The sequence below is a fragment of the Streptococcus sp. SCPM-O-B-15294 (M123) genome, from assembly GCF_058200455.1.
Window position 1 is genome coordinate 68,613 of sequence record NZ_JBYQGU010000006.1, and the last position, 26,347, is coordinate 94,959.

Here is a 26,347-nt window from a genome sequence, read left to right on the forward strand (position 1 = left end):
CTGATTTCTGTTGGATTTATCAAATCGAAACCAAATTCTTTTGGTGAGTGTTAGCTCCACCGTATATTCTTATACTTCTTAAGTTCTTACTCATTTATTATGTTGTTAGACTTCTATTTTTTTGATAAAATAGTATTTATCAACAAAAAAGGAGATTTCTGATGAAATACTTTAAACGTCTTGTCTTTGCTGCTTTGTTGGCAGTTGGTGCGGTTTTCCTTGTAGCTTGTGGTTCTACAACTAGCGACAATGGGAAATATGTCTATAAAGCTGAAAAGGAACAAATTAAAAGCATCCTTAAAGATCAAGGGGCAACTGATGAGCAACTTGAGAAGGTCATTGATCAATTTTCATTGACAATGACAATTGAAATTAAAGATACAAAAGCTAAAATGATTTTCGAAATGAAAGCTCTTGGTGAAAGCAAAGAGAAAACTATTGACCTGAAAGCTGATCAAAAGGCTAAAACTCTTGAAGGCGGTAAAGACAAAGTCAAGTATAAGATTGATGGTGATGTTTTAACTTTGGATGTATCAAAAGCAGATTCTAGTGATTATGAAGTTTTTAATTTCTTCAAAGATGCAAAATTCAAACGTCAAAAATAATCGTATCTAGAGGGGGTAGCGGAGGCTATCCTCTTTTTTATTCTTTGATTTTCTTCTGCTCTTTTCCTTGCTAGCCTAGGGGGGATCTGATATAATAGGGATGACTTGAAGGAGCCAACGTGCTTTGTAAAATAGCTTAAAAAGTGCTTGAGGGTGCTTTTTTATTGTATAGGGAGGAGAAAGGTATGGGATATATTTGGTCCTATTTGAGAAAATATCCAAAATGGTTGTGTTTGAATTTTACAGCAGCCATCTTTTTTGTGATTGTCAATCTCGGTTTGCCAACTGTTCTAGCTCGTATGATTGATGAGGGGATCAATCCGAGAGATATGGAGCGGGTTTATTTTTGGGCTTGGGTTATGTTCGGTGTGATCATCGTCGGGATTCTAGGTCGAATCGTTCTGGCCTATGCCGTTGGGAAGATTACTACAACCATGGTCATGGATATGCGAAATGATCTTTATGAGAAGCTTCAGGAATATTCCCACCATGAGTATGAGAAGATTGGGGTTTCTTCCTTGGTAACGCGGATGACGTCTGATGCCTTCGTCTTGATGCAGTTTTCTGATCAGATGTTGAAGCTTGGCGTCATTACCCCTATCATGATGCTGTCCAGTATTCTGTTGATTTTACAGACGAGTCCATCCCTTGCTTGGATTGTGGCGATTTCGATGCCATTTTTGGCGGTGGTTGTCTGGTATGTAGCTGTTAAGACCAAACCTTTGTCAGAAAAGCAGCAGGAAACCTTGGATAAGCTCAATCAATATGCGCGCGAAAATCTTACAGGACTCCGAGTTATTCGTGCTTTTGCGCGTGAGGAATTCCAAGAGGAAAAGTTTGGCCAAGCCAATGCAGTCTATGCGGACAACTCCAATAAACTCTTTAAACTGACTGGTTTGACAGAGCCACTCTTTGTCCAAATCATCATCGCCATGATTGTAGCTATTGTATGGTTTGCCCTAGATCCTCTAGGGGATGGAAGTTTAGAAATCGGGAATCTTGTCGCCTTTATCGAATACAGTTTCCATGCCTTGCTTTCTTTCCTTTTCTTAGCTAATCTCTTTACCATGTACCCACGGACAGCTGTCTCTAGTCATCGTTTGAAAGAAATTATGGACATGCCGATTTCTATTGATCCAAATGAAAATGGGGTTACAGAGACAGAAACCAAGGGCTATCTGGAATTTGACAATGTTACCTTCGCCTATCCTGGTGAGACAGAGAGTCCAGTCCTTCATAATATTTCCTTTAAAGCTAAGCCGGGGGAGACCATTGCCTTTATCGGATCGACCGGTTCTGGGAAGTCCTCTCTAGTACAGTTGATTCCTCGATTCTATGATGTGACCCTAGGGAAAATCTTAGTGGATGGTGTAGATGTACGTGATTTCAATGTCAAAGCCTTGCGCCATAAGATTGGATTCATCCCACAGAAGGCCTTACTCTTCACGGGGACTATTGCCGAAAACCTTCGTTACGGAAAAGAAGATGCCAGTATTGAGGAGCTAGACAAGGCAGCAGATGTGGCCCAAGCTAAAGAGTTTATCGAAAGCAAGGAAGAGCAGTTTGACACTCATTTAGCAGAAGGGGGAAGCAACCTTTCTGGTGGACAGAAACAACGTCTATCCATTGCGCGTGCAGTTGTTAAAGAGCCGGATATCTATATCTTTGATGATTCCTTCTCTGCTCTTGACTACAAGACAGATGCAACACTGAGAAAACGTCTCAAGGAAGTAACAGGAGATGCGACCGTCTTGATCGTAGCCCAGCGGGTTGGGACCATCATGGATGCGGATCAAATCATCGTCTTGGATCATGGAGAAATCGTCGGTCGTGGAACCCACGAGGAACTCCTGGCAACCAATGAAATCTACAGTGAGATTGCTCGCTCTCAGTTGAATAACCAATCATTAACAGAAGAATAGGAGGGGAAGAAAATGAAAGAAAAACGTTCCAGCTTTGTACGTCTTTGGGGCTATCTAAGAGCTTATCGTTTTGCCGTTATTTTCGCTACACTCCTAAAGATTCTGAGTGTGGTTATGAGTGTCATTGAGCCCTATATTCTTGGACTCGCTATCACAGAATTGACCGCTAACCTGACAGATATGGCTAGAGGAGTAGCGGGAGCTGAGATTAATGCTGGCTATGTTGGCTGGGTCATGATTATCTATCTCTTCCGAGGAGTTTTGTATGAGCTTGGATCTTATTATTCCAACTATTTCATGACCAATGCCGTCCAAAGCATGATCGAGGATATGCGTAATGACCTATCTAAAAAAATCAATCGCATCCCTGTTTCTTACTTTGATCAGCACCAATTTGGAGATCTTCTGGGTCGCTTTACCAGCGATGTCGAGACAGTTTCCAATGCCTTGCAGCAGTCCTTCCTTCAAATTGTGAATGCTATTTTTACCTTAAGCTTGGTCATCGCTATGGTGCTCTATCTCAACCTCACTTTGGGGCTGATCGTGATTTCCTCTATCCCAATCACCTTCTTTGGAGCCCAGTTGATTATGAAGAAATCCCAGCCATACTTTAAAGAGCAAGCAGATGTCCTTGGAGCTTTAAATGGTTTTGTTCAGGAAAACTTGAGTGGCTTCAACGTCTTAAAACTCTATGTACGGGAGGAATCATCGCAAGAAGACTTCCGTGACATTACCCGTCGCCTGCAGCAAGTTGGATTTAAAGCGAATTTTATTTCTGGACTGATGATGCCTATTCTGAATGCAATCTCTGATTTGACCTATCTTTTGGTCGCAGTTATCGGTGCTATTCAAGTTCTTGCAGGTCGTCTGACAGTTGGGAACATGCAGGCTTTTGTCCAATATGTTTGGCAGATCAATCAGCCTATTCAAAACTTGAGCCAGTTAGCTGGAACCTTGCAAAGTGCCAAATCTTCACTAGATCGGGTTTTCCAAGTCCTTGATGAACCAGATGAAGTACTTGGTAAAAATGAAGCTCTGGACAAGGAATTGACTGGACAGGTTAGCTTTAATCATGTGGACTTCCAATACGTGGAAGATAAACCGTTAATCCGTAATTTTAACCTGGAGGTCAAGCCTGGGGAGATGGTGGCCATTGTTGGACCGACAGGTGCAGGAAAAACCACGCTCATCAATCTGCTCATGCGTTTCTACGATGTGACCAAGGGGGCTATTACGGTAGATGGACATGATATCCGTGACCTATCTCGACAAGATTATCGCAAGCAGTTTGGGATGGTTCTTCAGGATGCTTGGCTTTATGAAGGGACCATTAAAGAAAATCTGCGCTTTGGGAACTTGGATGCAACAGACGAAGAGATTGTCGCTGCTGCCAAAGCTGCCAATGTAGACCACTTTATCCGGACGCTTCCGGGGGGCTACAATATGGAGACGAACCAAGAGTCTAGTAATATTTCTTTGGGACAGAAGCAGTTGTTGACTATTGCGCGTGCTCTGCTAGCTGATCCTAAAATTTTGATTTTGGATGAAGCGACATCTTCAGTGGATACTCGTCTGGAACTCTTGATTCAAAAGGCTATGAAGAACTTGATGAAGGGACGGACTAGCTTTGTCATTGCTCACCGCTTGTCTACGATTCAAGAAGCAGACAAGATTTTAGTCCTTAAAGAAGGACAGATCATCGAACAGGGGAATCATGAGTCTCTTTTGGAAGCAAAGGGATTCTATTACGACTTGTACATGAGCCAATTCTCCAAGAAAGAGGAAGCTCAATAAAAACGTCAAAAAAGAGCAGTCGCTCTTTTTTGTTAGGCAAAACACTTCATTTTGTTAGAAGTCGGATTTCTTGAAGGTGGTTGTTTTATTTGCTATAATCGTAGCAGAAATGGAGGCTTTATGCGCTTAACCAGCCAATTAATCACTGAAACGTTCCCAGATTTGGACAAGGTCGAAAGGCTTAACATTGAGGCTTTTCCAGAAGAGGAACGGATTCCTTTATCGGAGTTTTTACGCTATACGGACAATGATGACGCTCACTTTTTCGCTTTTTACAATGAGGAAGAATTTGTCGGATTTGCCTTTGCTATTTCAAATGCCAAGGCCTTTTACGTCAGTTTCTTTGCCATTATGCCTCACTTGCGGAGTCACGGCTATGGTCAAGAAATTATTGAAAAATTAGTTGAATTTTACCAACGGACCATGCTCCTAGAGGTTGAGCGACTAGATGAAGAATGTGATAATCTAGAGCAACGTCAAGCTCGGATGGATTTCTATATCCGAAATGGCTTTAAAACAGCCAATGCTTTTCTTGAATACGAAGACCTTAGTTTCGAGATTCTCTACCGAGGAGAGGGTTTCGATGAGGAGGCCTACCGTGATATCTTCCGTAAACTTCAGGAAGAGAATTATTTTGATTTCCGAATCCAATACCGACGCTTTAGTGAAGATTAGAAACAAAAAGTGCTCCTCTGTTAGATAGCAGAGAAGCACTTTTTTAATTAATGGATGAAGAAGTATATAAGAATCTACAGTAGAGTCTTCTTTGTCTTAAGTTATTTTTAAATGCAATTATTCCAGTAAAAAGAATTGCCGTGGTGGAAGAAAGCTGTTATACTAGATAAGATTGAAAAATGTAAAGGAGAACACATGTTACGAAAAGGTTCCTTAACAGGTTTACTGTTATTTGGTATTTTCTTCGGTGCAGGGAACTTAATCTTTCCGCCTGCACTAGGTGCCCAATCGGGTAGCCATTTTTGGCCAGCTATTGCTGGATTTGTCTTATCAGGAGTAGGAATTGCGATTATTACCTTGATCATTGGGACGCTCAATCCTAAGGGCTATATTCACGAGATTTCACGTAAAATCGCACCTTGGTTTGCCATCGTTTATCTGGTAGCTTTGTATTTGTCTATTGGTCCTTTCTTTGCCATTCCAAGAACGGCTACTGTTTCCTACGAAGTTGGAATTGCCCCCTTGTTAGGACAATCAGGTAGTAGACTCTTCATTTTCACCTTGGTTTATTTCTGTTTAGCCTATTTGATTGCCCTTTATCCATCTAAGATCCTGGATAGTATTGGTCGGATTTTGACACCAATCTTTGCAATCTTGATAGTTGTATTGGTTGTCCTCGGCGCCCTCAAATACAGCGGACACGCGCCACAAGTAGCAACAGAAGCCTACCAAGCCTCTGCCTTTGGTCAAGGTTTCCTTGAAGGGTATAACACCTTGGATGCCCTCGCTTCAGTGGCCTTTAGTGTGATTGCGGTAACCACCCTCAATCAACTTGGTTTCACCAGCAAGAAGGAATACATTAAAACCATCTGGATCGTTGGAATCGTTGTAGCCATTGGCTTTAGTATTTTATACATTGGCTTAGGTTACCTTGGAAATCATTTCCCAATTCCAGCAAAAGTAATGGCATCTGATGCCAATAAAGGAGTCTATGTTCTTTCAGAAGCGACCAAGGCTATCTTTGGCCCAGCTGCTCAAATCTTCCTTGCAGGTATGGTGACGGTGACTTGTTTCACAACAACAGCCGGTTTGATCGTATCGACAGGGGAATTCTTCCATAAAACCTTCCCTAAAATTTCTTACAAGGTCTATGCGACTCTCTTTACCTTGATTGGATTCTCCATTGCCAATCTTGGTTTGAGTGCCATTATTGCCTATTCATTGCCTGTTTTGATGATCCTCTATCCAATCACCATTACTATCGTGTTGATTGTGATTGTAAATAAATTTACTCAACTATCAAAACCAGGAATGCAGATGACTATGTTCCTAGTTAGCTTGGTTGCGATTGCAGATGTTCTGGCAAGTACCTTTAAACTTGCAGGATTAGCAAACATCATTAAGCACTTGCCGTTTGCTGCCCAATCCCTCCCATGGTTGCTACCAGCAGTAGTTGGTATTGTCCTTTCGCTTTTCTTGCCAAATAAACAAAGTTCAGAAGAAGAATAAGTCGTCAATTGAACTCCAGAGTGAAATACTTTGGAGCTACAAAATAGACAAACTGTATTATATCCAGCAACCTAAGTGATGCTGAAAAAAATATAATGATAAACACTGAGCTCGTTAGGCTCATTCAAACATACACTGAAACTTTCCGCCGTGAGAAAAGTGCTAGAAACACTGTTGTTTCTAGCACTCGGGAGTTTTGAGACCTCAGGCTCAAAACTAAGTCATGGAACTTCTTCGAAGTTCGCTGACGTCCGTACTCACTTAAGGAAAGATTCTAGAATGACTTTGTATTTAATCTGACTCCGAAGTGATATGCTTTGGAGTTTTTGTTTGGCTTTGAAACTAGTTTCTAAATGATCGTTTAGAAATCAAAGCGTAGCAGAAATTTTTAATTTAGGAGCTGGAATGTTATACTAGTTGTAGCATATCAATATACGGAGTGTTTTATGAATCAAATCGTTTTCTCCTTCACTGTCTTTCTGGCAGGGATTCTCTCCTTTTTCTCTCCCTGTGTCTTTCCTTTGCTTCCGGTATACATCGGGGTCTTGCTAGGAAGTGATCAGGAAAAATCCATTCAGATTTTTGGGAAGAAGATTCGCTGGCATGGTCTTGTAAAGACTTTGTGTTTTATCGCAGGGATTTCTGTTATTTTCCTCATTATTGGTTTCGGGGCAGGTCTACTTGGTCAAATTATGTACACCAACTGGTTCCGATACTTGATGGGAGCGCTGATCATTATCCTTGGTCTTCATCAGATGGAAGTCTTTCACTTTAACTTCTTAGAAAAGCAAAAGACAATGGATTTCGGGGCGAACAAGCACAAGAATGAATTACTTTCAGCTTTTCTGCTTGGGCTTGGTTTTAGCTTTGGCTGGACGCCATGTATCGGTCCGGTTCTAGGCTCCGTACTTGCCTTAGCAGCATCCAATGGTCAAGATGCCCTCATGGGTGCTCTCTATCTCTTTATCTATACAATAGGGATGGCTATTCCGTTTTTACTTTTGGCCTTAGCGTCTGGGATTGTTCTCCCATACTTTAATCGCCTGAAGCCCCATCTCTTGTTACTGAAGAAGATAGGTGGCTTAATCATCATCATTATGGGGATTTTGTTGCTCTTGGGACAATTGAATAGCTTGTCTGCTATCTTTTCATAAATCAAATGGAGGTTTACTCATTATGAAAGTTATTAAATACGCCTGTTTTTCGCTTCTTTCTCTATCCATCCTGACTGCTTGCTCGATGAATCAGTCCGAAAGCGGCATGAACAATCAATCCATGGATAATCAGTCCATGACCAACACAACTGCTAGTAAACATCCCTTAGTAGGAAAAGAAGCTAGCGACTTCGAGCTAAAGGATATGAAGGGGAATACGGTCAAACTTTCAGACTATAGAGGCAAAAAGGTTTACTTGAAATTCTGGGCGACTTGGTGTGGTCCTTGCCGACAAAGTATGCCTGAACTGAATAAACTGGTCGAAGAAAAAGACCGAGACTTTGAGATTCTTACCGTTATGGCACCAGGGATGCAAGGTGAAAAAACAGAAGATGAGTTTGTTGAATGGTTTGCCCAACAAGATTATCAATCAGTCCCTGTTTTGTACAATCCAGACGGATCTGCCTTTATGGATTACCAGGTTCGTTCGATCCCTACTGAAGTCTTTATCGATAGCCAAGGAAAGATTGGACATGTTCAATTAGGGGCTATTTCAAACGAAGATGCCAAGAAGATTATCAAAGAGTTGAAATAAAAAAGAGAGTGGGACAGAAATCGGTAATTCGTTAGAATTCGATTTCGTTGTCCCACCTCCGCACAGTTGAGTAGGGCTGTAAAAGCTGATGAAATCAGCGTAGTAGAGGCCACTCAACCACTGCGTCTTGCTCGACAATCCAAAGACAATTAAGAGGCTAGGACTTTTGTCCTAGCCTCTTTTTATTAGTTGCTTGCACCAGATGTAGCATCAGCAGCTCCGTCACCGTGTCCTCCAGCATCTGAAGCACCTGAAGTTGCATCTGCATCACCATGACCACCAGCAGGAGCAAATGGTCCGCTACCGCCTACAAGGCGTTGACCTGTTGTTTGAAGATACCAGTCCAACCATGGTTGGAAGTTAAAGACGATCTCATTGATACCAGCATATGAGCCATCTGGATAGTACATTGCTTGGTAGTTATGAGTATTAATCACGCCTTCAGGGGATCCTGGAACAATAGTACGTACATATTCCTGGTTTCCGTTGCGAAGAGTACCGATTACCCATTCAACGTTTTTCATACGTGCTGGTGGAAGGGAACCGTGAACAGTTGACATCCGGCTACCAGATTGAGGTGGCACGCGTTTAGCAAACATGGTATCTGGATCTTGGTGGGCATTGTTGTAGTAAAGGAACTGGTTGTTGTCATCAGCATATGTTAATTCGAAAGGCATAGCTTTCAAGAACATATCGATTTGATTAACAGTCAGGATACCGTGGTCCAATTTAACATATGTATCGCCTGATACAGCACCTGTAATTTCTGCAACTTTTTCTACCCAATTTGGATCATCTGGGTCAACCTCGGTAATAGTAGTAGCGATTGGTTTTCCGCAATCCAAATCTTCTGGTTCAATTGGTTTTGGTTTTTTCAATTTAGAAACGACTCCTACGTATTTCACAAAGTTATCTAAACAAGTTTCAAGGAATTTAACTGTTCCTTCGTTCGTGATGTTGCCATCTGCATCAAAAGCTTCTTTCGCTTTTCCGAGAAGGAATTCGTTCCCCGGAAGGGTATAGGCATTGACACCTGGAGCATCCAGAATCTTACGAAGGTGAACTTGGGCACGAGAAGTACCTTGGTCGTAGTAAGAAGCACCTACAATCATGACAGGTTTGCTTTCAAAAGGATGCACTTCATAGGAAAGCCATTCTAAAACAGATTTTAGTCCTGCTGAAATGGTGTGGTTGTGTTCAGGTGTTGCGATAATCACACCATCGGCACGAGTGATTTTATTGTTAAGGAGACGCAATTGGAAGCTTTCGTCCCATTTTTCATCTTGGTTGAACATTGGAACTTCGTCGATTTCAAGAACTTCTAATTCAAATTTGATCTTAAAATGACGACGGATGAATTCCAAAAGTTTGCGGTTATATGATTGGTCGTAGTTAGATCCTACAAGTCCTACAAATTTCATGCTAGTATGTCTCCTATCTTACAAGTTTTCCCAGTCGAAGTCTTCGGCATCTTTACGAAGTAATTCTTGAGCGTTGCGCAATTTTTCAGTAACTTTAACAAAGATACGGAAGTCATCAAAGATAGCATCCAATTTCTTGATGACGTCAAGATCTACTAAGTCACCATTTTGATCAAATGCTTGAAGAGAGTGAGAAAGCAAGAATTCGTCTGGAAGGACAGTGGCTTTAATTTCTGGTGAGTTCAAGATTTGACGCAGTTGCAATTGGGCACGAGATGAACCAAGTGTACCATAAGAAGCACCAGTAATCATCACTGGTTTGCTTAATAATGGGTAGATCCCATAAGATAGCCAAGCAAGTGCACTCATCAATACAGCAGGGATGGAGTGATCATATTCTGGTGTACCAATGATTACGCCATCAGCGTCCTCAATTTTCGCAGCAATCTCTAAGATAGCTTCAGGAACTTGTTTGTTGGCTGGCTTGTTGAAGACAGGGATATCTTTGATCTCAACTAACTCAATCTCTGCCTTGTCAGCAAAATGCTTTTGCATGTATTGAAGTAGTTGGCGGTTTGTTGAACGTTTGGAGTTTGTTCCAACGATCGCAATAAGTTTTGTCATGGAAATTCCTTTCTGAAATTAAAATTACAAATAATCATGAAGCCCACTAGTATAGGCGATGCGACCTGACTGATAGACTAGAATAGCATCCATGCCAGGTAAGGTTTCAACAATATTTAAAATGTTGGTCGGTTCTTCACCGAACAAGCGGGTGGTCCAAATCTCTCCGTCAACTGATCGATCAGAAATCATCGTGAGACTTGCCAGTTCCGTTTCGACAGGATAGCCAGTTTGAGGATCAAAAATATGATGGAAGGACCGGCCGTCAACCTCGAGGTGACGAACATAGGTACCTGATGTTACGACGGACTTATCTGTAACAGATAGAACTAGTAAATGTTCCCCTCTAGGAAGCTGAGGATCTTGAATCCCGATTCGCCAAGGGCGATGACTGACAGGGTTTTGACCAAGGGTAAGGATATTGCCCCCCAAATCAATTAAAGCCTGTTCAATCCCCTGACTCCTGAGATAGTTAGCTAGTAAATCAGCACTAAATCCCTTTGCTAAAGCACCTAGATCAATTTTCATCCCTTTTCTTTTGAGAAAAATAGTTTGTTGATCCGGATCCAAGAAAATCTGATGAGGGTCAATGACTGTTAGGGCTTGTTCAATTTCCCCTTGTTCAGGTTTCCTAGCATCAGAGAAACCAATTCTCCAAGTTTGGACAAGTGGACCAATCGCAATGTTTAAATGACTTCCTTGCGCCTGACTATGGCTGGTCCCTAGAGCAATCAGTGAAAAAAGATCAGGATGAACCTCTACGGGTTCAATGCCAGCCTTTTGATTGACCTCCATCAATTCAGAAGAAGGGTCATTAGCACTAAAGCGATGCTCATAGGATCGCAGGAGACTAAAGCAATCGGCAAGTATTTGGTCAGCTTGTTGATGAGAAATCGAAACGGTTATGGTGGAGCCCATTAGGCGTTCGGATCGACTAGTTAGTTCCACAAATAATAAACCACCTTTCCAATATTCACCTACTTCAAGTTTAACAAAAAGAAAGCCATTTCACAATCCCCTCGAGCAAATTTATTGACATTTTTCAGGACTTATGCAAATAGAATTGAAAATAATATCACAAATTGTAAGCAAATTAATTGGAAACGATATCATTTTCATGTTATAATTGTATGGTAAATAAAATTAAAGGTAGGATTATTTCTATGAGTAAAATCGTAGTTGTGGGTGCTAACCACGCTGGAACTGCATGTATCAACACAATGTTGGATAATTTTGGAAACGAAAATGAAATCGTTGTTTTTGACCAAAACTCAAATATCTCATTCCTCGGATGCGGAATGGCTCTTTGGATTGGTGAACAAATTGATGGACCTGAAGGCTTGTTCTATTCTGATAAAGAAAAATTAGAAGCTAAAGGCGCTAAAGTTTACATGAACTCACCAGTTCTTTCAATTGATTACGACAACAAAGTTGTGACTGCAGAAGTCGAAGGTAAAGAACACAAAGAAACATATGAAAAATTGATCTTCGCAACTGGTTCAACTCCAATCTTGCCACCAATTGAAGGTGTTGAAATTGTAAAAGGGAACCGTGAATTCAAAGCAACTCTCGAAAACGTACAATTCGTTAAATTGTACCAAAATGCTGAAGAAGTTATTGAAAAGCTTGAAGATAAGAGCAAACACCTTGAGCGTATCGCTGTTGTCGGTGGTGGATACATCGGTGTTGAACTTGCTGAAGCTTTCGAACGTCTTGGAAAAGAAGTGGTCCTTGTTGATATCGTAGACACTGTCTTGAACGGATACTATGACAAAGACTTCACACAAATGATGGCGAAAAACTTGGAAGACCACAACATCCGTTTGGCACTTGGTCAAACTGTTAAAGCTATCCAAGGTGACGGTAAAGTAGAACGCTTGATCACTGACAAAGAAACATTTGATGTGGATATGGTTGTTCTTGCAGTTGGTTTCCGCCCAAACACAGCTCTTGCTGATGGTAAAATCGAACTCTTCCGTAACGGTGCCTTCCTTGTAGACAAGAAACAAGAAACTTCTATCCCAGGTGTATTCGCTGTAGGTGACTGTGCGACTGTTTATGATAACGCTCGTAAAGACACTAGCTACATCGCTCTTGCTTCAAACGCTGTTCGTACTGGTATCGTAGGTGCTTACAATGCTTGTGGACATGAGCTTGAAGGAATCGGTGTTCAAGGTTCTAACGGTATCTCTATCTATGGACTTCACATGGTTTCAACTGGTTTGACTCTTGAAAAAGCAAAAGCAGCAGGATACAACGCTGTTGAAACTGGCTTCAACGATCTTCAAAAACCAGAATTTATCAAACATGACAACCATGAAGTTGCCATCAAGATCGTTTATGATCAAGATAGTCGTGAAATCCTTGGTGCCCAAATGGTATCACGCGATGCTGCAATCTCAATGGGTATCCACATGTTCTCATTGGCAATCCAAGAGCATGTAACAATTGAAAAATTGGCTTTGACAGACCTATTCTTCTTGCCACACTTCAATAAACCATACAACTACATCACAATGGCAGCACTTACTGCTAAATAATGTTGTCCAAAAAACGCTCATTCGAGCGTTTTTTTAATGATCTTATACTCAGGAGCTGTGAAAAATAGTATAATAAAGACAATCAATTTTGGAGTTTAAGAAAATTTATGAAACAAAGTCAGCAAATCCAAAAAGAATTTAAATCGACCTCAAGATCTATTTTATCTCAGGTTAGCAGAGGTGCTTTAGTGGGACTCGTAGTTGGCGCGATCGTCTCGAGTTTTCGTTTTTTTATTGAGCATTTCTTTCATTTTGTTCAGGGGTTATATAAAGATCTTGGAAGAAGTCCGATCAATTGGATCATCATCCTCTCTATGTATCTTTTTATTATTCTATTAGCAAGCCAACTGATCAAAAAGAACCAAAACGTAAAGGGCTCCGGTATTCCCCAAGTTGAAGCAGAATTAAAAGGATTACTTCAGATAGACTGGTGGGCCACACTTTGGCAGAAATACATTTTAGGAATCCTAGCAATTGCAAGTGGCTTGATGTTAGGTCGTGAGGGTCCAAGTATCCAGCTTGGCGCTATGGGAGGAAAGGGCTTGGCTAAAAAACTTGCTCTTAGTCCAGTAGAAGAAAGGGCCTTGATTGCAAGTGGCTCTGCAGCAGGTTTGGCAGCAGCTTTCAACGCTCCGATTGCGGGTCTTCTCTTTGTAGTAGAAGAAGTTTATCATCACTTTTCTCGAGTCTTCTGGGTATCTACCTTGGCTGCTAGTTTGGTCGCCAACTTTGTCTCTCTCAACGTTTTCGGTCAAACTCCTGTTTTAAACATGCCCGATCACATCCCCCATATCGATTTATCCAGCTATTGGATTTTTCTTGCCATGGGTATTTTTCTCGGACTATCTGGCTATCTCTATGAAATAGCTGTTTTAAATATTGGACGTGTCTATGAAAAACTAGGCAACTGGCTTCATGTAACAGCTCCTTATCGTTCCATCTTTGCCTTTCTTTTGATTCTACCAATTGGTTTCTATTTCCCTCATCTACTGGGAGGTGGTCACCACTTAGTTTTAGACCTAGCCCACATTCCTCTTAGCGTCCAGACCTTGTTCCTTTATTTTGCTATTCGTTTTATCTGGAGTATGATCAGTTACGGTAGTGGTCTTCCTGGTGGTATCTTTCTACCTATCTTAGCTCTTGGCTCTGTCTTAGGAGCCTTGGTTGCTGCGGTATTATTGCCGTTCGGTCTCATTCAGTCCAATCAACTACCTTTGTTTGTCATTTTGGGGATGAGTGGCTATTTCAGTGCGATTTCAAAAGCTCCCTTAACGGCTATGATTCTAGTGACCGAAATGGTCGGAGATATTCGAACCTTGATGCCGATTGGCTTGGTTACATTGACAGCCTACATTACCATGGATCTACTAAAAGGAGCCCCTGTCTATGAGGCCATGCTAGAACAATTGATGCCTGAGGTGACCAGCGGTTCGGATCTCTTAACCTTGATCGAAATTCCTGTATCAGAGAAAATAGCAGGCCGTCAAGTACGAGACTTGAACCTGCCGAGAGACCTCCTAATCACAACTCATCAGCATAATGGCAAAAATAGTACAGTACATGGTAGCACCCGCCTCTATCTAGGAGATAGCATCTACCTCGTAGTAAAAGAGACAGATATCGGTCGGGTGAAAGAGTTGCTCCTCTAATTCGTTTTATTAAAGTTTTCTGACAATTATTGAAAAATGAGAAAAACTTTGCTATAATAGACCACGTAAAAAACGAATCTAGGAGAAAAGACTCATGAAAAAACTTGCAGTAGCACTCTTATCCGTTGCTTTATTAGCAGGATGTGCCAATTCATCCTCAAATAAAACCACCTCAAAAAGTTCCTCATCGACAGTGACTTTGTCTAAAGAGGACCAAAAAGCTTTGGATCAGGCGACAAGTGAATACAAGGAGTTTGTGCAAGGCCAAATCGACCAATTGTTAAAAGATACAGAGGAATTTCAAAGAGTCCTCAAAAGTGGTGATTTAGAAGAAGCCAAGAAGGTCTATCCTTTGATTCGGATGTCTTATGAACGCTCTGAACCGATCGCTGAAAGTTTTGGGGAGTCTGATGTCAAGATAGACTTCCGTTTAGTTGACTATGTTGACGAAAACAAATCTGAAGAAGGATGGTCAGGCTTCCACCGTATCGAACGCATCTTGTGGGAAGAAAATACCACCGAGGGAACAGAAAAATATGCAGAACAATTGGTAAATGATATCAAAGAGTTGAAAGCTAAGATTGCGACAGTAGAAGTGACGCCAGATTTGATGTTGACTGGTGCGGTTGACCTCTTGAATGAAGTGGCGACACAAAAGATCACTGGGGAAGAAGAAATTTTCTCTCATACTGATCTCTATGACTTCCGTGCCAATATCGAAGGGGCTGAGAAGATCTTTGCTCTCTTTAAACCTCTTATTGAGAAGAAGGATGCCAAGCTAGTGAAAACCCTTGAAACAGAATTCAAGGCGGTGAATGACCTGTTAGACAAACATATGACAGATGATTCCAACTATAAATCATATACAGATCTAACAGAAAAAGATACCAAAGAACTAGCAGAAGCAGTAACGAAATTAGGGGAACCTCTCTCTCAAATGGGAATCATTTTAAACGGTAAATAACGATGACAAAAGACGAAAAATTTTTTGAAAAGAAAATGGATCGTCGCGAATTTCTGAAAAAAGCAGGTATTGGGGGAGCAGGCTTAGCACTTGGTCTCTCCGGTGCTTCTGCTTTTTTCGCTAATAAGGAGCAAGGCTCCAGGAAAATCGCAGACGGTCAAGAAGAAATTAGTTTTTACGGTAAGCATCAGGCAGGGATTACAACGCCCATGCAGAAGAATATCTATTTTGTGGTGCTCGATCTCCGGACGACAGATAAAACTGACGTGATTCAGTTGTTTAAGGATTGGACAGATTATAGTGAGAAATTAGTTAACGGAGACTTGGTCAAAAAGGATGGTTCCAACGCCCTCTTGCCGCCAAGTGATACAGGTGAAACTGTCGGACTTAATCCTTATCGCCTGACCCTAACCTTTGGTGTTTCGGCTAGCTTTTTGACCAAACTAGGCCTTGAGAAGAAGCGTCCCAAACTCTTTCGGGATCTGCCAGCTTTTCCTAAGGAACAGTTGAGAGAGCAGTATACAGGTGGTGATATCGTTATCCAAGCATGTGCAGATGATGAGCAGGTGGCCTTTCATGCTGTCCGCAATCTGATCCGTAAAGGACGGAACAAGGTGACCATGAAGTGGAGCCAATCAGGATTTGCTGCTATTGGGGATCGCATGGAAACTCCAAGGAACCTCTTCGGCTTCAAGGATGGGTCTGCCAATGTCACGACAGAGAAAGATTTTGATAAGGTCGTTTGGGCTGATAGTCAAGACTGGATGAAAAACGGCTCTTACATGGCTGTCCGCAGGATTATCATGCACCTAGAGACCTGGGACAGGACCAACCTGCAGGAGCAAGAAAATACCTTTGGACGCTACAAAGAAAGTGGCGCACCATTTGGAAAGAAAAACGAGTTTGACGAAGTGGACCTCTCCCTCTTACCAGTTGACTCACATGTCCGTTTGGCCAAAGAAGTGGATCTGCCAATTTTGCGACGCTCTTATTCTTACTCTGATGGGATTGATCCGAAAACAGGGCAGTTTGATGCAGGATTGCTTTTTATTGCCTTTCAAAAGGATCCAGACCGCTTTGTGAAAATCCAAACCAATCTTGGGGCAGACGATAAGATGAATGAATATGTGACCCATATTGGCAGTGGCCTCTTTGCCTGCTTCGGAGGTGTGAAGGAAGGAGGGTACATTGGTCAAGACTTATTTGAATAAATTATTAGTCGTCCTAGTAGCCTGTCTCTTTTTCATCGTATCCCCTGTCCAAGCAGAATCATATAGTGATCTCTTTATCAAAATTACCGACGCAACAACCGCAGTTCAGGATAAGGATCAAGAAAAGGCTCACACTCTTGTCGCAGAGATAAAAGAAGAGTTTCTAAAGAAGGCCAATCATGATTCCAAGGCAGGAAAAGAAGTCCAGAAAAGTCTGGACTTGGAAGGCGAGATCACAGAAAAGCAATTGGTGACCGTCTCTACTTCCTTGTTAGCCTTTGAAAAAGAGCAAAATCCAGTCGATCTGGATGCTGAAAAGGAGAAGCTAGAAACTCGCTTGCAGCCTTACTTTGAGAAGCTACAAGAGGCGATCACAGCAAAGGATCTCCAAGCGACACGAAAGGCTTACGCTGATTTAAACAATACCTGGACTCGGAATGAAGCGGTTGTCAGAGATCACAGTACCGCTTATTACGGAAAGGTAGAAACAGCCATTTCCTTCTTGAGAAGTGCGATCGAAACAGAGCCTACAAACTTTGACTCCATCCAATCTTCTTACAATGACCTAAAAAATGTCTTGGATCAGTTTATCAGTGGGGAAAAGATTGAGGAAACCTCCACCAATCTGACCCTTTCTGACGGGATTAAGCTCCTCAAGAAAGCCCTTGGCCTCTTCCAAGCCAATGATACCACTCAAGCTACTCAAGTTATGAAGGAATTTATTACCATTTGGCCAACGATCGAGGGCGATGTCAGCACGACCAATCCGGGTCTCTATACCCGAGTGGAAAGCCAAAGTCCAGTCATTATGGTTAAGGGAAATGAAAGTAAGTATCAAAAGCAACTAGAAGCACTGATTAGTGATCTGTCTGCTATTGATACCACTGCCTCCTATACAGCGGTTGACGCCATGTTGATCCTCTTACGTGAGGGAGTCGAAGCACTCTTAATTGTCATGGCTTTGGTGACGGTCCTCAAGTCAGCAAAACTATTCAAAGGCTTGAAGTGGGTCTATGCAGGGGCTCTTCTAGGTATCCTGGCTAGTGCAGCCATTGCAGTTGCTCTTCAATTCTTATTCCCAGCTGTTACCTCGGCTTCCAACCGTGAGGTCATCGAAGGGGCAGTAGGGATCATCGCAGTAGGGATGATGATTGTCATTGGGATTTGGCTGCATCGCAAGTCCTCTGTTCAAAAATGGAACCAATTTATGGAAAGTCAGATGAAGGCTGTGACAGCAACTGGAAGTTTCATTTCCATGTTTGCTCTCAGTTTCTTAGCTGTCTTCCGTGAGGGTGCTGAGACGATCCTTTTCTATGTGGGAATTCTCCCTCGTATTCGCTCCTTTGATTTCTTCCTAGGGATCGGCTTGGCTCTTGCAGTTTTAGCCATTCTCGCCATTCTCATGACCAAGGCAAGTCATCTGATCAAGCCTCATAAGATTTTCTTCATCCTGACTTGGATGATCTATGCCCTGGCCTTTAAGATGCTAGGGGTGAGCCTGCACGCGCTCCAATTAACCAATATGCTTCCAAATCATATCTTGAGTAATTTCCCGACCATTGATTGGGCAGGGATCTATCCAAGCTGGGAAGTTCTTACTTGCCAAGTTCTATTCGTTCTTATTATCGTAATTGTGACGGTGAAGCAGCATGAAAAATGAAGATAGTAATCTCACTATTGTAGAGCATTTAAGCGAGTTTAGACGACGCTTCATCGCTTGTATCCTTTGTTTTTTCGTTGTCTTTTGTGGAGCCCTCTTGTTTTCTGATCAGCTTTATGCCTTTTTGACGGCTGGCTTTCGGGAAAAACTCTTGGTGCTTGGACCTAATGACATTTTAAGCATCTACCTTCAGTTGGCAAGCTTAATGGCTTTTACCATCACCCTGCCCTTCACCCTCTTTCAAGTCTGGCAATTTGTAAAACCAGCTTTGAAAAAGGGAGAAGCAGGAGCTATTCTGCTCTATGTGCCGGCCAGTTTGATTTGTTTCTTGCTAGGCTTACTCTTCGGCTATTATCTGGTTAGTCCAGCTATCTTAGAGGTGCTCTTAAAGTTGGGGCAAGGCCAATTTACCATCCAGTTAACGGCACAGAACTACTTGGCTTTCATCTTTCATACGACAGTGCCTTTGGGTGTCTTGTTTGAATTGCCGGTCCTTGTAGCCTTTTTGACCTCGATTCATATCTTAACGCCAGACTGGTTAAGGCGCTATCGTCGAATAGCCTACTTTCTATTGCTAGTACTAGCGGTCATCCTGACGCCGGCTGATTTTATCAGTGACTTAGCAATGACCGTGCCTCTGATCTTGCTTTACGAAGTAAGTCTGGGCATCAGTCGCATCATCTATAACCGCATACAAAAAAGGAGATAAATATGGGAATTTTACGTGATATTGGAGCACCAGGACTGATTATTATCATCCTGGGAGCCCTCTTAATCTTTGGACCAAAGCGTTTGCCTGAGTTAGGACACTCGCTTGGAAAAATGTTTTCTGAATTCAAGTCAGCCGTCAACAATGGTGCTGCTGAAAAAGAAGAGGACAAAGAAAAGAGTGGCAAAACTGAAGAGAACTAGTCTTATAAGTAGTTTAAAAGCATTTCATGATGATGGAATGCTTTTAAATTTTGTTTCCTTTCAAATATTCATACACTAAAGTAGCAGGAATAACGATGAAAACGCAACCAAATATGCTATACTATAAGAGTAGATAGAAGGAGGAACAACTGATGAGAAGAAAATGGGTCATGATCATTTCTATTTTGTTTTTAATCCTATCTGGTGGTTACTTTGTCTATAATAAGATTACTAAGCCGAATCTTGGACCTAAAACAACTAGATTATACAAGCGTGGCTTTCGACTTCTAGAAGAGCAAATCGGAACCTACATCAAAGAACACTATACTGGGATCGAAAAGATTGAATTTTCCCCAATCTATGTTACCGAAGAAGGGTCAACATTCTCAAATGTCTATATCCGTCCAACTATTTATGATAAGCATGGAAATAAAGCTACTCTCGGTACTAAAGTTAAAAATTTAATTCCAAGTGATATTGGTATCATCTCATACATAATAGTTGATTTTGATGGAGATGAGAATGAAGTTATAGAATTAATGGACTCAAATGGGAAATTTATTGATGTTTCCAATGAACAACACTTAACTAATGAAGTTAAACTGACTAGACAGGAGCTTATTGATGAAAATATAGAATTATTAGTAGAAGATGGTCAGTTAAAGGGAGTCGTGAAGGATGGTAAAGGAAGTCCGAATGCAAAAATTGTTTATAATACGGAACTCCAAAAAGGGGGAGCAGAATGAAAAATAAAATGCTAATTGTCAGAGCAGTTCTTGTAGCTTTACTTTTTGGTGGAGTGTTTTACGTATCACAGTATAACTTCTTAACCGGTTTGAGAAGGAAAGAAGAAAAAATTATTAAACATGGTTTTCGTTTGTTAGAAGAACAGATTGGGACTTATATCATAGAAAATTACTCTGGAATTGCTAAAATTGAATTCTCGCCTATTTTCATCCAAGGTGGCAAGGATAATCCGCCATTTACAGCGCATGTCCTTCCAGTAATCTATGACACAGAGGGAAATAGAGCTGTTTTAGGAGGACAGTTTGGGAAAAAAGAATATCCGGCTTATGGATTAAGTAGTGATCTAAAGTTAGATTTCGACTATGATGATCATGAAATTATTGAATTAGGAAATTCAGCAAAGGGATTAGGGGTTGAAATAGATGTAAGTAACGCTAAATCCTTACCAAATGAAGCTAAGATTAAGACAGATATTAAACCGATTGATGAAAATATTGCAGCGTTAGTAGATACTAAAAAATTAAAAAATGTAAAAAAGGACAAAGCAAGTAGCCCTAAAGCCAAGATAGACTATAACTTGGAAATCAAAAGAGGAGAATATTGGAAATATCAATAGACTTTGAAAAAGATAAATGATGTTATCATTTTTCATATCTCTGCCCAGAGGAAAGAAGTTATGAAGAAAAAAATCTTACTAATTTTTAGCACACTTATTATTTTATTTTCGACTGGCTTTGTTTATATGACTCAATTTCACAGCTCAACCGGTTTAGACCGGAAGGAAGAAAAAGTTATCAAACATGGTTTCCGTTTGTTGGAAGAACAGCTGGGGCTCTATATCAAAGAAAACTACTCAGGAATTTCTAAAATAGAATTCTCGCCTATTTTCATTCAAGGTGGCGAGGATAATCCGCCATTTTCAGCTGAAATAGTACCAGTAATTTATGATGAGGATGGGAATAGGGCTGTTTTTGGAACTTTAATTGGCAACCATCTTTATGCTTCCTATGGGATACCCTATAGCATTTATCTAGATTTGGATGAAGAGGATACGGAATATATATTATTAAGAGATTCAAATGAGGAACATATTGAAGTATCTAATTATAATGAATTACCTAAGGAAGCTAAATTGACTTCTAATCCTCCTATAGATGAAAATATAAAAGGTTTACTTGATGATGGTCAATTGAAAAAAATCAAAAAAAATAGGGCTGGGAGTCCGAATGCTAAAATACGCTACAATTTGGAAATCAAAAGAGGGAGTCGATTAGAATGGGATTAAGTTACGAAAATAGCGTGACAAAAATCTTACTCTGAATTAGATTTTCCATAGGAGGGAAACAATGAAGAAAAGAATTTTGACGGTACTAGCTCTCATTATTGTCTTAGTATCTGGTGGCGTTTTTATCTATCATAAACTAACGAAACCTGACCTTGGACCTAAAACAACCAAACTCTATCAGCATGGCTTTCGTTTGCTAGAAGAGCAAATTGGAACGTACATCAAAGAACACTATACTGGGATTGAGAAGATTGAGTTTTCGCCCATTTATGTAACTGGAGATGACGGATCTTCTATGTTGAATGCAGAAGTGGTTCCAATAGTTTATGATTCTCACGGAAATAAAGCGATATTTGGAGGATCATATAAAAATTTTCAACATCCTGCTTATGGAATTATAGGGTCATTGCGTTTAGATTTTGACTATGATTTGAAAGAATCTATTGAATTAAATACAGACTCAGGAGAATTTGTAAGTGTTGTTTTTGGTAAACCACTCCCTCGTCAAGCTTTTCGTACATTCATAGATTCAATAGATGAAAATTTTCAAACTTTGATTGAAGAAGGAAAGCTACAAGGTGTTGAGAAATCAGACCTGGGAAGTCCAAGTGCTGAAGTGATTTATAATTTAGAACTGAAAAAAGGAGTGATTCCGAATGACACTGAATAATACGGAACTCCACAAAGGAGGAGCGGAATGAAGAAGAAAATGCTAATTGTCAGCGCAGTGCTTGTAGCTTTACTTTTGACTGGTGTGTTTTACGTATCGCAGTATAACTTCTCAACCGGTTTGAGAAGGAAAGAAGAAAAAATCATCAAACATGGGTTTCGTTTGTTAGAAGAACAGACGGCAACATATATTATGGAAAATTATTCAGGGATTTCTAAAATAGAATTCTCGCCTATTTTCATCCAAGGCGGTGAGGATAATCCACCATTTACAGCTGATGTACTTCCAGTAATCTATGACGAAGATGGGAACCGAGCGGTGATGGGTCAGCGAATTGGTAAAAAAGGTTATCCATCATATGGAACAACAGGAGATTTAATTCTGGACTTTGATCAACAGGGGAATGAAATTATTTTTCTAGAAGTTTCACCAACTCTGGATAAAAAAATCGATGTTAGTAATGCGGATCAGTTACCAGAGGAGGCAAAATTAACACCTCCAATTAAAGGGACAGATGATAACATTGATGCACTGGTAAATGATGGTCAGTTGAGAAATGTTAAAAAAAGCGATTCTGGTAGTCCAAATGCTAAAATTAGCTACAACACGGAAATTAAGCGTGGGAGTTATTCAGAATGGAAACCATGATTTGAAAGCTGATTTAAATAAGTAAAGGTAGAAGAAAATGAAGAAAAGAATTTTAGCGGGATTAACCCTCATTCTTGTCTTGCTATCAGGTGGCTTCTTTGTCTATCATAAGCTAACTAATCAGGATTTTGGCTCTAAAACAACTAAATTATATAAGCGTGGCTTTCGACTTATTGAAGAGCAAATCGGAACTTACATCAAAGAAAACTATAAAGGGATCGATAGAATTGAATTTTCACCCATTTATGTAACTGGAGATGACGGTTCTTCTATGTTGAATGCGGAGATTGTTCCAATTGTTTATGATAGACAAGGAAATAAAGCAAATTTTGGAGGATTATATAAAAACTTTCAACATCCTGCTTATGGTACTATAGGGTATTTACGTCTGAGTTTTGATTATGCAGGGAAACCTCATATCGAATTAAGCACAGATTCAGGAGAATTTAAAGACGTGACCTACGGACAACCACTACCAGAAGAAATAAAAGGGAAGAAAATGAAGGATATTGACTTTAATTTTGAAACCTTAATAAAAGAAGGAAAGCTAAAAGGTGTTGAGAAATCAGACCTGGGAAGTCCAAGTGCTGAAGTGTTTTATAATTTAGAACTAAAAAAAGGAGTGATTCCGAATGACACTGAATAATACGGAACTCCATAAAGGAGGAGTGGAATGAAGAAGAAAATGCTAATTGTCAGCGCAGTGCTTGTAGCTTTACTTTTGACTGGTGTGTTTTACGTATCACAGTATAACTTCTCAACCGGTTTGAGAAGGAAAGAAGAAAAAATCATCAAACATGGGTTTCGTTTGTTAGAAGAACAGATGGCAACATATATTATGGAAAATTATTCAGGGATTTCTAAAATAGAGTTTTCACCGATTTTAATACAAGGTGGTGAAGATAATCCACCATTTACAGCTGATGTACTTCCAGTAATCTATGACGAAGAAGGTAATCGAGCTGTTTTAGGTGGGCAAATTGGAGATACTGGTTATCCAGCATATGGGCTAACTATAGATATAAAATTAAGTTTCGATGATAACGATAATGAAATTATTTATTTAGTAGATTCTGCAAAAGGATTAGGTGTTGATATAGATGTAAGCAATGCACAAACCTTACCGGAAGAGGCTAAAATAAAAACAGAACTAAGTGGTACAGACGAAAATATTAGAGCATTAGTAGACATCGGGAAATTAAAAAATGTCAAAAAGGACAGATCAGGTAGCCCTAAAGCTAAGATAAACTATAATCTGGAAATCAAAAGAGGAGAATATTGGAAATGGGAGTAGATTGTGTAATAGCACGACAAAAAACTTATTCTGAATTAGCTTTTCCATAGGAGGGTAATAATGAAGAAAAGAATCTTAACAGGCCTAGCTCTCATTCTTGTCATGCTATCAGTTGGCTTCTTTGTCTATCAAAAACTAACGAAACCAAATCTTGGCCCCAAAACAGCCAAACTTTATCAGCATGGCTTTCGTTTGCTAGAAGAGCAACTAGGAACTTATATAAAAGAGTATTACTCAGGGGTTGAAAAGATTGAATTTTCTCCGATCTACGTTACTGAGGAAGGGTCAACTTTCTCCAATGTCTATATTCGTCCAACTATTTATGATAACCATGGAAATAAAGCCACTCTTGGTACTGAAGTTAAAAATGTAATTTCAAGTGACATTGGTATCGTCTCACATATAATAGTTGATTTTGATGGAGATGGGAATGAAGTTATAGAATTAAAGGACTCAAATGGGAAATTTATTGATGTTTCAAATGAACAACACTTACCTAATGAAGTTAAACTGACTAGACAGCCTTTTATCGATGGAAATATCGAATTATTAGTTGAAGATGGTCAGTTAAAAGGAGTTGTGAAGGATAGTAAAGAGAGTCCGAATGCTGAAATTGTTTATAATACGGAATTCCAAAAAGGAGGAGCGGAATGAAGAAGAAGCTCTTTAGGCTTGCCTTAGTTCTTGCTATTATGATTGCTGCAAGTATGTTGTATCTTAACAAAAAGATGGAAGAGCAGAAAGATCCATACAATGTGAGTGTTGTGTTAGATAATAAAGGTGTAAAGCTTTACAAACGAGGTTTTAGATTATTAGAAGAACAACTGGCGACTTACATCAAAGAACACTATTCAGGAGTTAGTAAAATTGAGTTTTCACCAATTTTTGTTCAAGGTGGGGATGGGCAGACCCTGTTTAGCGCTAATATTGTTTTTTCTATTTATGATAAGTATCAAAATAAGGCATATTTTGGTGGAACAATAGGAGATATTACTTATCCAACTTATAATAATGTTTGGGATGTAAGAATGGATTTTAATGGCTGGGATGAAGAAATCATTGAATTAAGAACTAGCGATAAAAAGTTAATTGATGTATCTGATTTTCAGCATTTACCACCAGAGGCTAAACTTAAAGTAAGTGATAAAGTAGATGAAAATCTTGAAGCATTGATTCAAGATAAACAAATTGAAGGAATAAAAAAGGATGCAAAAGGAAGCGCAGATTCAGATGTAGTCTATAACGATGAAATAAAAAAAGTGGATGAGAGAGATTGGCGCTAACCAATGAAACTGTTTGAGTAAATAAAGGAATGTATAATGGAAAGTGCATAAAAATTATCATTCAGGTTATGGTTTTGTAGATTCTCTTTTGTTGAAGATGATCCAGGAGAGTATATTTAATTAAGGTCAGACGCTGTTGAAATGGTTGAGGAAATGTATGTGATCCTCTTTCAAAAATTATGAGACGTACAAAAATAGTAACTATAGATTAAAACATATAATACTTAATGTTGCAAATAGACTTTGATAAATGTTGGAAAATCATCTAAGAGTAACCCGAATGCTAAAAGTGATTTACTATTTGGAAGTGAAATAGAGAGGCTTACGTATGACACTGAATATTATAGAACTTTTAGAATGGTAAAGGATGGTTAAGAAGTACTAGAACCTACTTCAAAAAGAGTAATATACGAGCAAATTAAAAAGAACTGAAATTCTAATCTATAGAATAATTTTATTAGAATTTTATGAGTTTTACTATAATGTGTAAAAATGCTAAATGAGTTTAAATGAATGTCAATAATATACAGAAATTATGTTATAATAATTAGTGTAAGCGGTTTTTTTGGGAGCCCGTTTTGATTGGAGGAACTTATGAAGAGAAAGATAGTAATAGCATTTGCTGCAGTACTCATTCTTATATTTGGAGGAACATATATGTATAATAAGCTGACTAAACCAAATCTTGGTCCTAAAACAACTAGATTATACAAGCGAGGCTTTCGCCTTTTAGAGGAGCAAATTGGTACTTATATTAAGGAATATTATTCGGGGGTTGAAAAGATTGAGTTCTCCCCAATCTACGTTACTGATGAAGGTTCAACTTTCTCAAATGCCTATGTGCGTCCGACGATTTATGACAAGTATGGAAATAAAGCAACATTAGGAACAACAATCAAGAAATACACACCTAGTAGCTATGGTTTGATTACTCATATATTTCTTGATTTTGATGGTTCAGGAAATGATATTATAGAATTAATGGACTCAGAAGGAAATGACATTGATGTTTCAAATTCAAAACATTTGCCAGATGAAGCTAAGCTTTCAAGGGCTAAGGGGACTGATTTGAATATTGAATTATTAGTTGAAGATGGTCAGTTAAGGGATGTTGTTAAGGATAAAAAAGGAAGCCCAAGAGCTAAAATTATTTACAATATTAATCTAAATAAAGGAAATGAATGA

Annotated in this window: 27 protein-coding genes; 24 read left to right on the forward strand and 3 right to left on the reverse strand. The window is 39.8% G+C overall.

The window, feature by feature from the left end; all coding sequences use genetic code 11:
• The first annotated feature begins 161 nt into the window (after nucleotides 1-161).
• From AC3E8G_RS05540 to AC3E8G_RS05570, 7 genes are all read left to right on the forward strand, one after another.
• A complete protein-coding gene (locus AC3E8G_RS05540) occupies nucleotides 162-605 on the forward strand; it encodes a hypothetical protein (RefSeq protein WP_414285921.1) in 444 nt (147 codons plus the stop codon).
• 185 nt (nucleotides 606-790) lie between these two features.
• The gene (locus tag AC3E8G_RS05545) at nucleotides 791-2,527 is read left to right on the forward strand and encodes an ABC transporter ATP-binding protein (protein ID WP_154858061.1); all 1,737 of its coding nucleotides are present in this window, start codon (nucleotides 791-793) and stop codon (nucleotides 2,525-2,527) included.
• 12 nt (nucleotides 2,528-2,539) lie between these two features.
• Nucleotides 2,540-4,321, forward strand: a complete 1,782-nt coding sequence (locus AC3E8G_RS05550) for an ABC transporter ATP-binding protein (RefSeq protein WP_490677202.1) — start codon at nucleotides 2,540-2,542, stop codon at nucleotides 4,319-4,321.
• A 120-nt stretch (nucleotides 4,322-4,441) separates the two neighbouring features.
• The gene (locus AC3E8G_RS05555) at nucleotides 4,442-4,996 is read left to right on the forward strand and encodes a GNAT family N-acetyltransferase (protein WP_048716068.1); all 555 of its coding nucleotides are present in this window, start codon (nucleotides 4,442-4,444) and stop codon (nucleotides 4,994-4,996) included.
• A 195-nt stretch (nucleotides 4,997-5,191) separates the two neighbouring features.
• The gene (gene brnQ / locus AC3E8G_RS05560) at nucleotides 5,192-6,505 is read left to right on the forward strand and encodes a branched-chain amino acid transport system II carrier protein (protein WP_490677203.1); all 1,314 of its coding nucleotides are present in this window, start codon (nucleotides 5,192-5,194) and stop codon (nucleotides 6,503-6,505) included.
• 446 nt (nucleotides 6,506-6,951) lie between these two features.
• A complete protein-coding gene (ccdA2, locus tag AC3E8G_RS05565; RefSeq protein ID WP_272078506.1) occupies nucleotides 6,952-7,659 on the forward strand; it encodes a thiol-disulfide oxidoreductase-associated membrane protein CcdA2 in 708 nt (235 codons plus the stop codon).
• Between the two features lie 22 nt (nucleotides 7,660-7,681).
• Nucleotides 7,682-8,254, forward strand: a complete 573-nt coding sequence (locus tag AC3E8G_RS05570) for a TlpA family protein disulfide reductase (RefSeq protein WP_238656409.1) — start codon at nucleotides 7,682-7,684, stop codon at nucleotides 8,252-8,254.
• 185 nt (nucleotides 8,255-8,439) lie between these two features.
• Here the strand turns inward: AC3E8G_RS05570 and AC3E8G_RS05575 are convergent, their stop codons facing one another.
• The 3 genes from AC3E8G_RS05575 to AC3E8G_RS05585 are packed head-to-tail and all read right to left on the reverse strand — an operon-like array spanning nucleotide 8,440 to nucleotide 11,217.
• On the reverse strand, nucleotides 8,440-9,675 hold the full coding sequence (locus AC3E8G_RS05575; protein WP_490677204.1) for an NAD(P)H-dependent oxidoreductase: 1,236 nt from the start codon (nucleotides 9,673-9,675) through the stop codon (nucleotides 8,440-8,442).
• A gap of 18 nt (nucleotides 9,676-9,693) precedes the next feature.
• The gene (locus AC3E8G_RS05580) at nucleotides 9,694-10,299 is read right to left on the reverse strand and encodes an NADPH-dependent FMN reductase (RefSeq protein ID WP_490677205.1); all 606 of its coding nucleotides are present in this window, start codon (nucleotides 10,297-10,299) and stop codon (nucleotides 9,694-9,696) included.
• A 24-nt stretch (nucleotides 10,300-10,323) separates the two neighbouring features.
• Nucleotides 10,324-11,217 (reverse strand): FAD:protein FMN transferase, encoded by an 894-nt coding sequence (locus AC3E8G_RS05585; RefSeq protein WP_490677238.1) that lies wholly within the window; start codon nucleotides 11,215-11,217, stop codon nucleotides 10,324-10,326.
• A gap of 245 nt (nucleotides 11,218-11,462) precedes the next feature.
• Here AC3E8G_RS05585 and nox point away from each other — a divergent pair, with 245 nt between their 5' ends.
• The 17 genes from nox (at nucleotide 11,463) to AC3E8G_RS05670 (ending at nucleotide 26,347) form a co-directional block, all read left to right on the forward strand.
• Nucleotides 11,463-12,839 (forward strand): H2O-forming NADH oxidase, encoded by a 1,377-nt coding sequence (gene nox / locus AC3E8G_RS05590; protein ID WP_490677206.1) that lies wholly within the window; start codon nucleotides 11,463-11,465, stop codon nucleotides 12,837-12,839.
• Between the two features lie 107 nt (nucleotides 12,840-12,946).
• Nucleotides 12,947-14,488, forward strand: coding sequence for a ClC family H(+)/Cl(-) exchange transporter (locus AC3E8G_RS05595; RefSeq protein WP_490677207.1), 1,542 nt, complete (start codon nucleotides 12,947-12,949; stop codon nucleotides 14,486-14,488).
• 94 nt (nucleotides 14,489-14,582) lie between these two features.
• A complete protein-coding gene (gene efeO, locus AC3E8G_RS05600) occupies nucleotides 14,583-15,452 on the forward strand; it encodes an iron uptake system protein EfeO (RefSeq protein WP_490677208.1) in 870 nt (289 codons plus the stop codon).
• A gap of 2 nt (nucleotides 15,453-15,454) precedes the next feature.
• Nucleotides 15,455-16,663 carry an iron uptake transporter deferrochelatase/peroxidase subunit gene (efeB, locus tag AC3E8G_RS05605; protein ID WP_490677209.1) on the forward strand — a complete coding sequence of 403 codons (1,209 nt, stop codon included), beginning with the start codon at nucleotides 15,455-15,457 and terminating at the stop codon, nucleotides 16,661-16,663.
• A complete protein-coding gene (locus tag AC3E8G_RS05610) occupies nucleotides 16,641-18,323 on the forward strand; it encodes an FTR1 family iron permease (RefSeq protein ID WP_490677210.1) in 1,683 nt (560 codons plus the stop codon). The genes efeB and AC3E8G_RS05610 overlap by 23 nt, the downstream gene beginning before the upstream one ends.
• Entirely contained in the window at nucleotides 18,313-19,032 is a 720-nt protein-coding gene (gene tatC, locus AC3E8G_RS05615; RefSeq protein ID WP_490677211.1) for a twin-arginine translocase subunit TatC, read from the forward strand. The genes AC3E8G_RS05610 and tatC overlap by 11 nt, the downstream gene beginning before the upstream one ends.
• 2 nt (nucleotides 19,033-19,034) lie before the next feature.
• Nucleotides 19,035-19,235, forward strand: coding sequence for a twin-arginine translocase TatA/TatE family subunit (locus AC3E8G_RS05620; RefSeq protein WP_233331488.1), 201 nt, complete (start codon nucleotides 19,035-19,037; stop codon nucleotides 19,233-19,235).
• Between the two features lie 152 nt (nucleotides 19,236-19,387).
• Nucleotides 19,388-19,981 (forward strand): hypothetical protein, encoded by a 594-nt coding sequence (locus AC3E8G_RS05625; protein WP_490677212.1) that lies wholly within the window; start codon nucleotides 19,388-19,390, stop codon nucleotides 19,979-19,981.
• Nucleotides 19,978-20,598 (forward strand): hypothetical protein, encoded by a 621-nt coding sequence (locus AC3E8G_RS05630; protein ID WP_490677213.1) that lies wholly within the window; start codon nucleotides 19,978-19,980, stop codon nucleotides 20,596-20,598. The genes AC3E8G_RS05625 and AC3E8G_RS05630 overlap by 4 nt, the downstream gene beginning before the upstream one ends.
• 60 nt (nucleotides 20,599-20,658) lie before the next feature.
• Nucleotides 20,659-21,267, forward strand: a complete 609-nt coding sequence (locus AC3E8G_RS05635) for a hypothetical protein (protein WP_490677214.1) — start codon at nucleotides 20,659-20,661, stop codon at nucleotides 21,265-21,267.
• Between the two features lie 61 nt (nucleotides 21,268-21,328).
• Nucleotides 21,329-21,937, forward strand: coding sequence for a hypothetical protein (locus AC3E8G_RS05640; RefSeq protein ID WP_490677215.1), 609 nt, complete (start codon nucleotides 21,329-21,331; stop codon nucleotides 21,935-21,937).
• A gap of 27 nt (nucleotides 21,938-21,964) precedes the next feature.
• Nucleotides 21,965-22,585, forward strand: a complete 621-nt coding sequence (locus AC3E8G_RS05645) for a hypothetical protein (protein WP_490677216.1) — start codon at nucleotides 21,965-21,967, stop codon at nucleotides 22,583-22,585.
• A gap of 37 nt (nucleotides 22,586-22,622) precedes the next feature.
• A complete protein-coding gene (locus AC3E8G_RS05650; RefSeq protein WP_490677217.1) occupies nucleotides 22,623-23,231 on the forward strand; it encodes a hypothetical protein in 609 nt (202 codons plus the stop codon).
• A 27-nt stretch (nucleotides 23,232-23,258) separates the two neighbouring features.
• Nucleotides 23,259-23,879 (forward strand): hypothetical protein, encoded by a 621-nt coding sequence (locus AC3E8G_RS05655; RefSeq protein ID WP_490677218.1) that lies wholly within the window; start codon nucleotides 23,259-23,261, stop codon nucleotides 23,877-23,879.
• A gap of 60 nt (nucleotides 23,880-23,939) precedes the next feature.
• Nucleotides 23,940-24,533 (forward strand): hypothetical protein, encoded by a 594-nt coding sequence (locus tag AC3E8G_RS05660; protein ID WP_490677219.1) that lies wholly within the window; start codon nucleotides 23,940-23,942, stop codon nucleotides 24,531-24,533.
• Entirely contained in the window at nucleotides 24,530-25,162 is a 633-nt protein-coding gene (locus AC3E8G_RS05665; protein WP_490677220.1) for a hypothetical protein, read from the forward strand. Before AC3E8G_RS05660 ends, AC3E8G_RS05665 begins: the two co-directional genes overlap by 4 nt.
• Nucleotides 25,163-25,756: 594 nt before the next feature.
• On the forward strand, nucleotides 25,757-26,347 hold the full coding sequence (locus tag AC3E8G_RS05670) for a hypothetical protein (protein WP_490677221.1): 591 nt from the start codon (nucleotides 25,757-25,759) through the stop codon (nucleotides 26,345-26,347).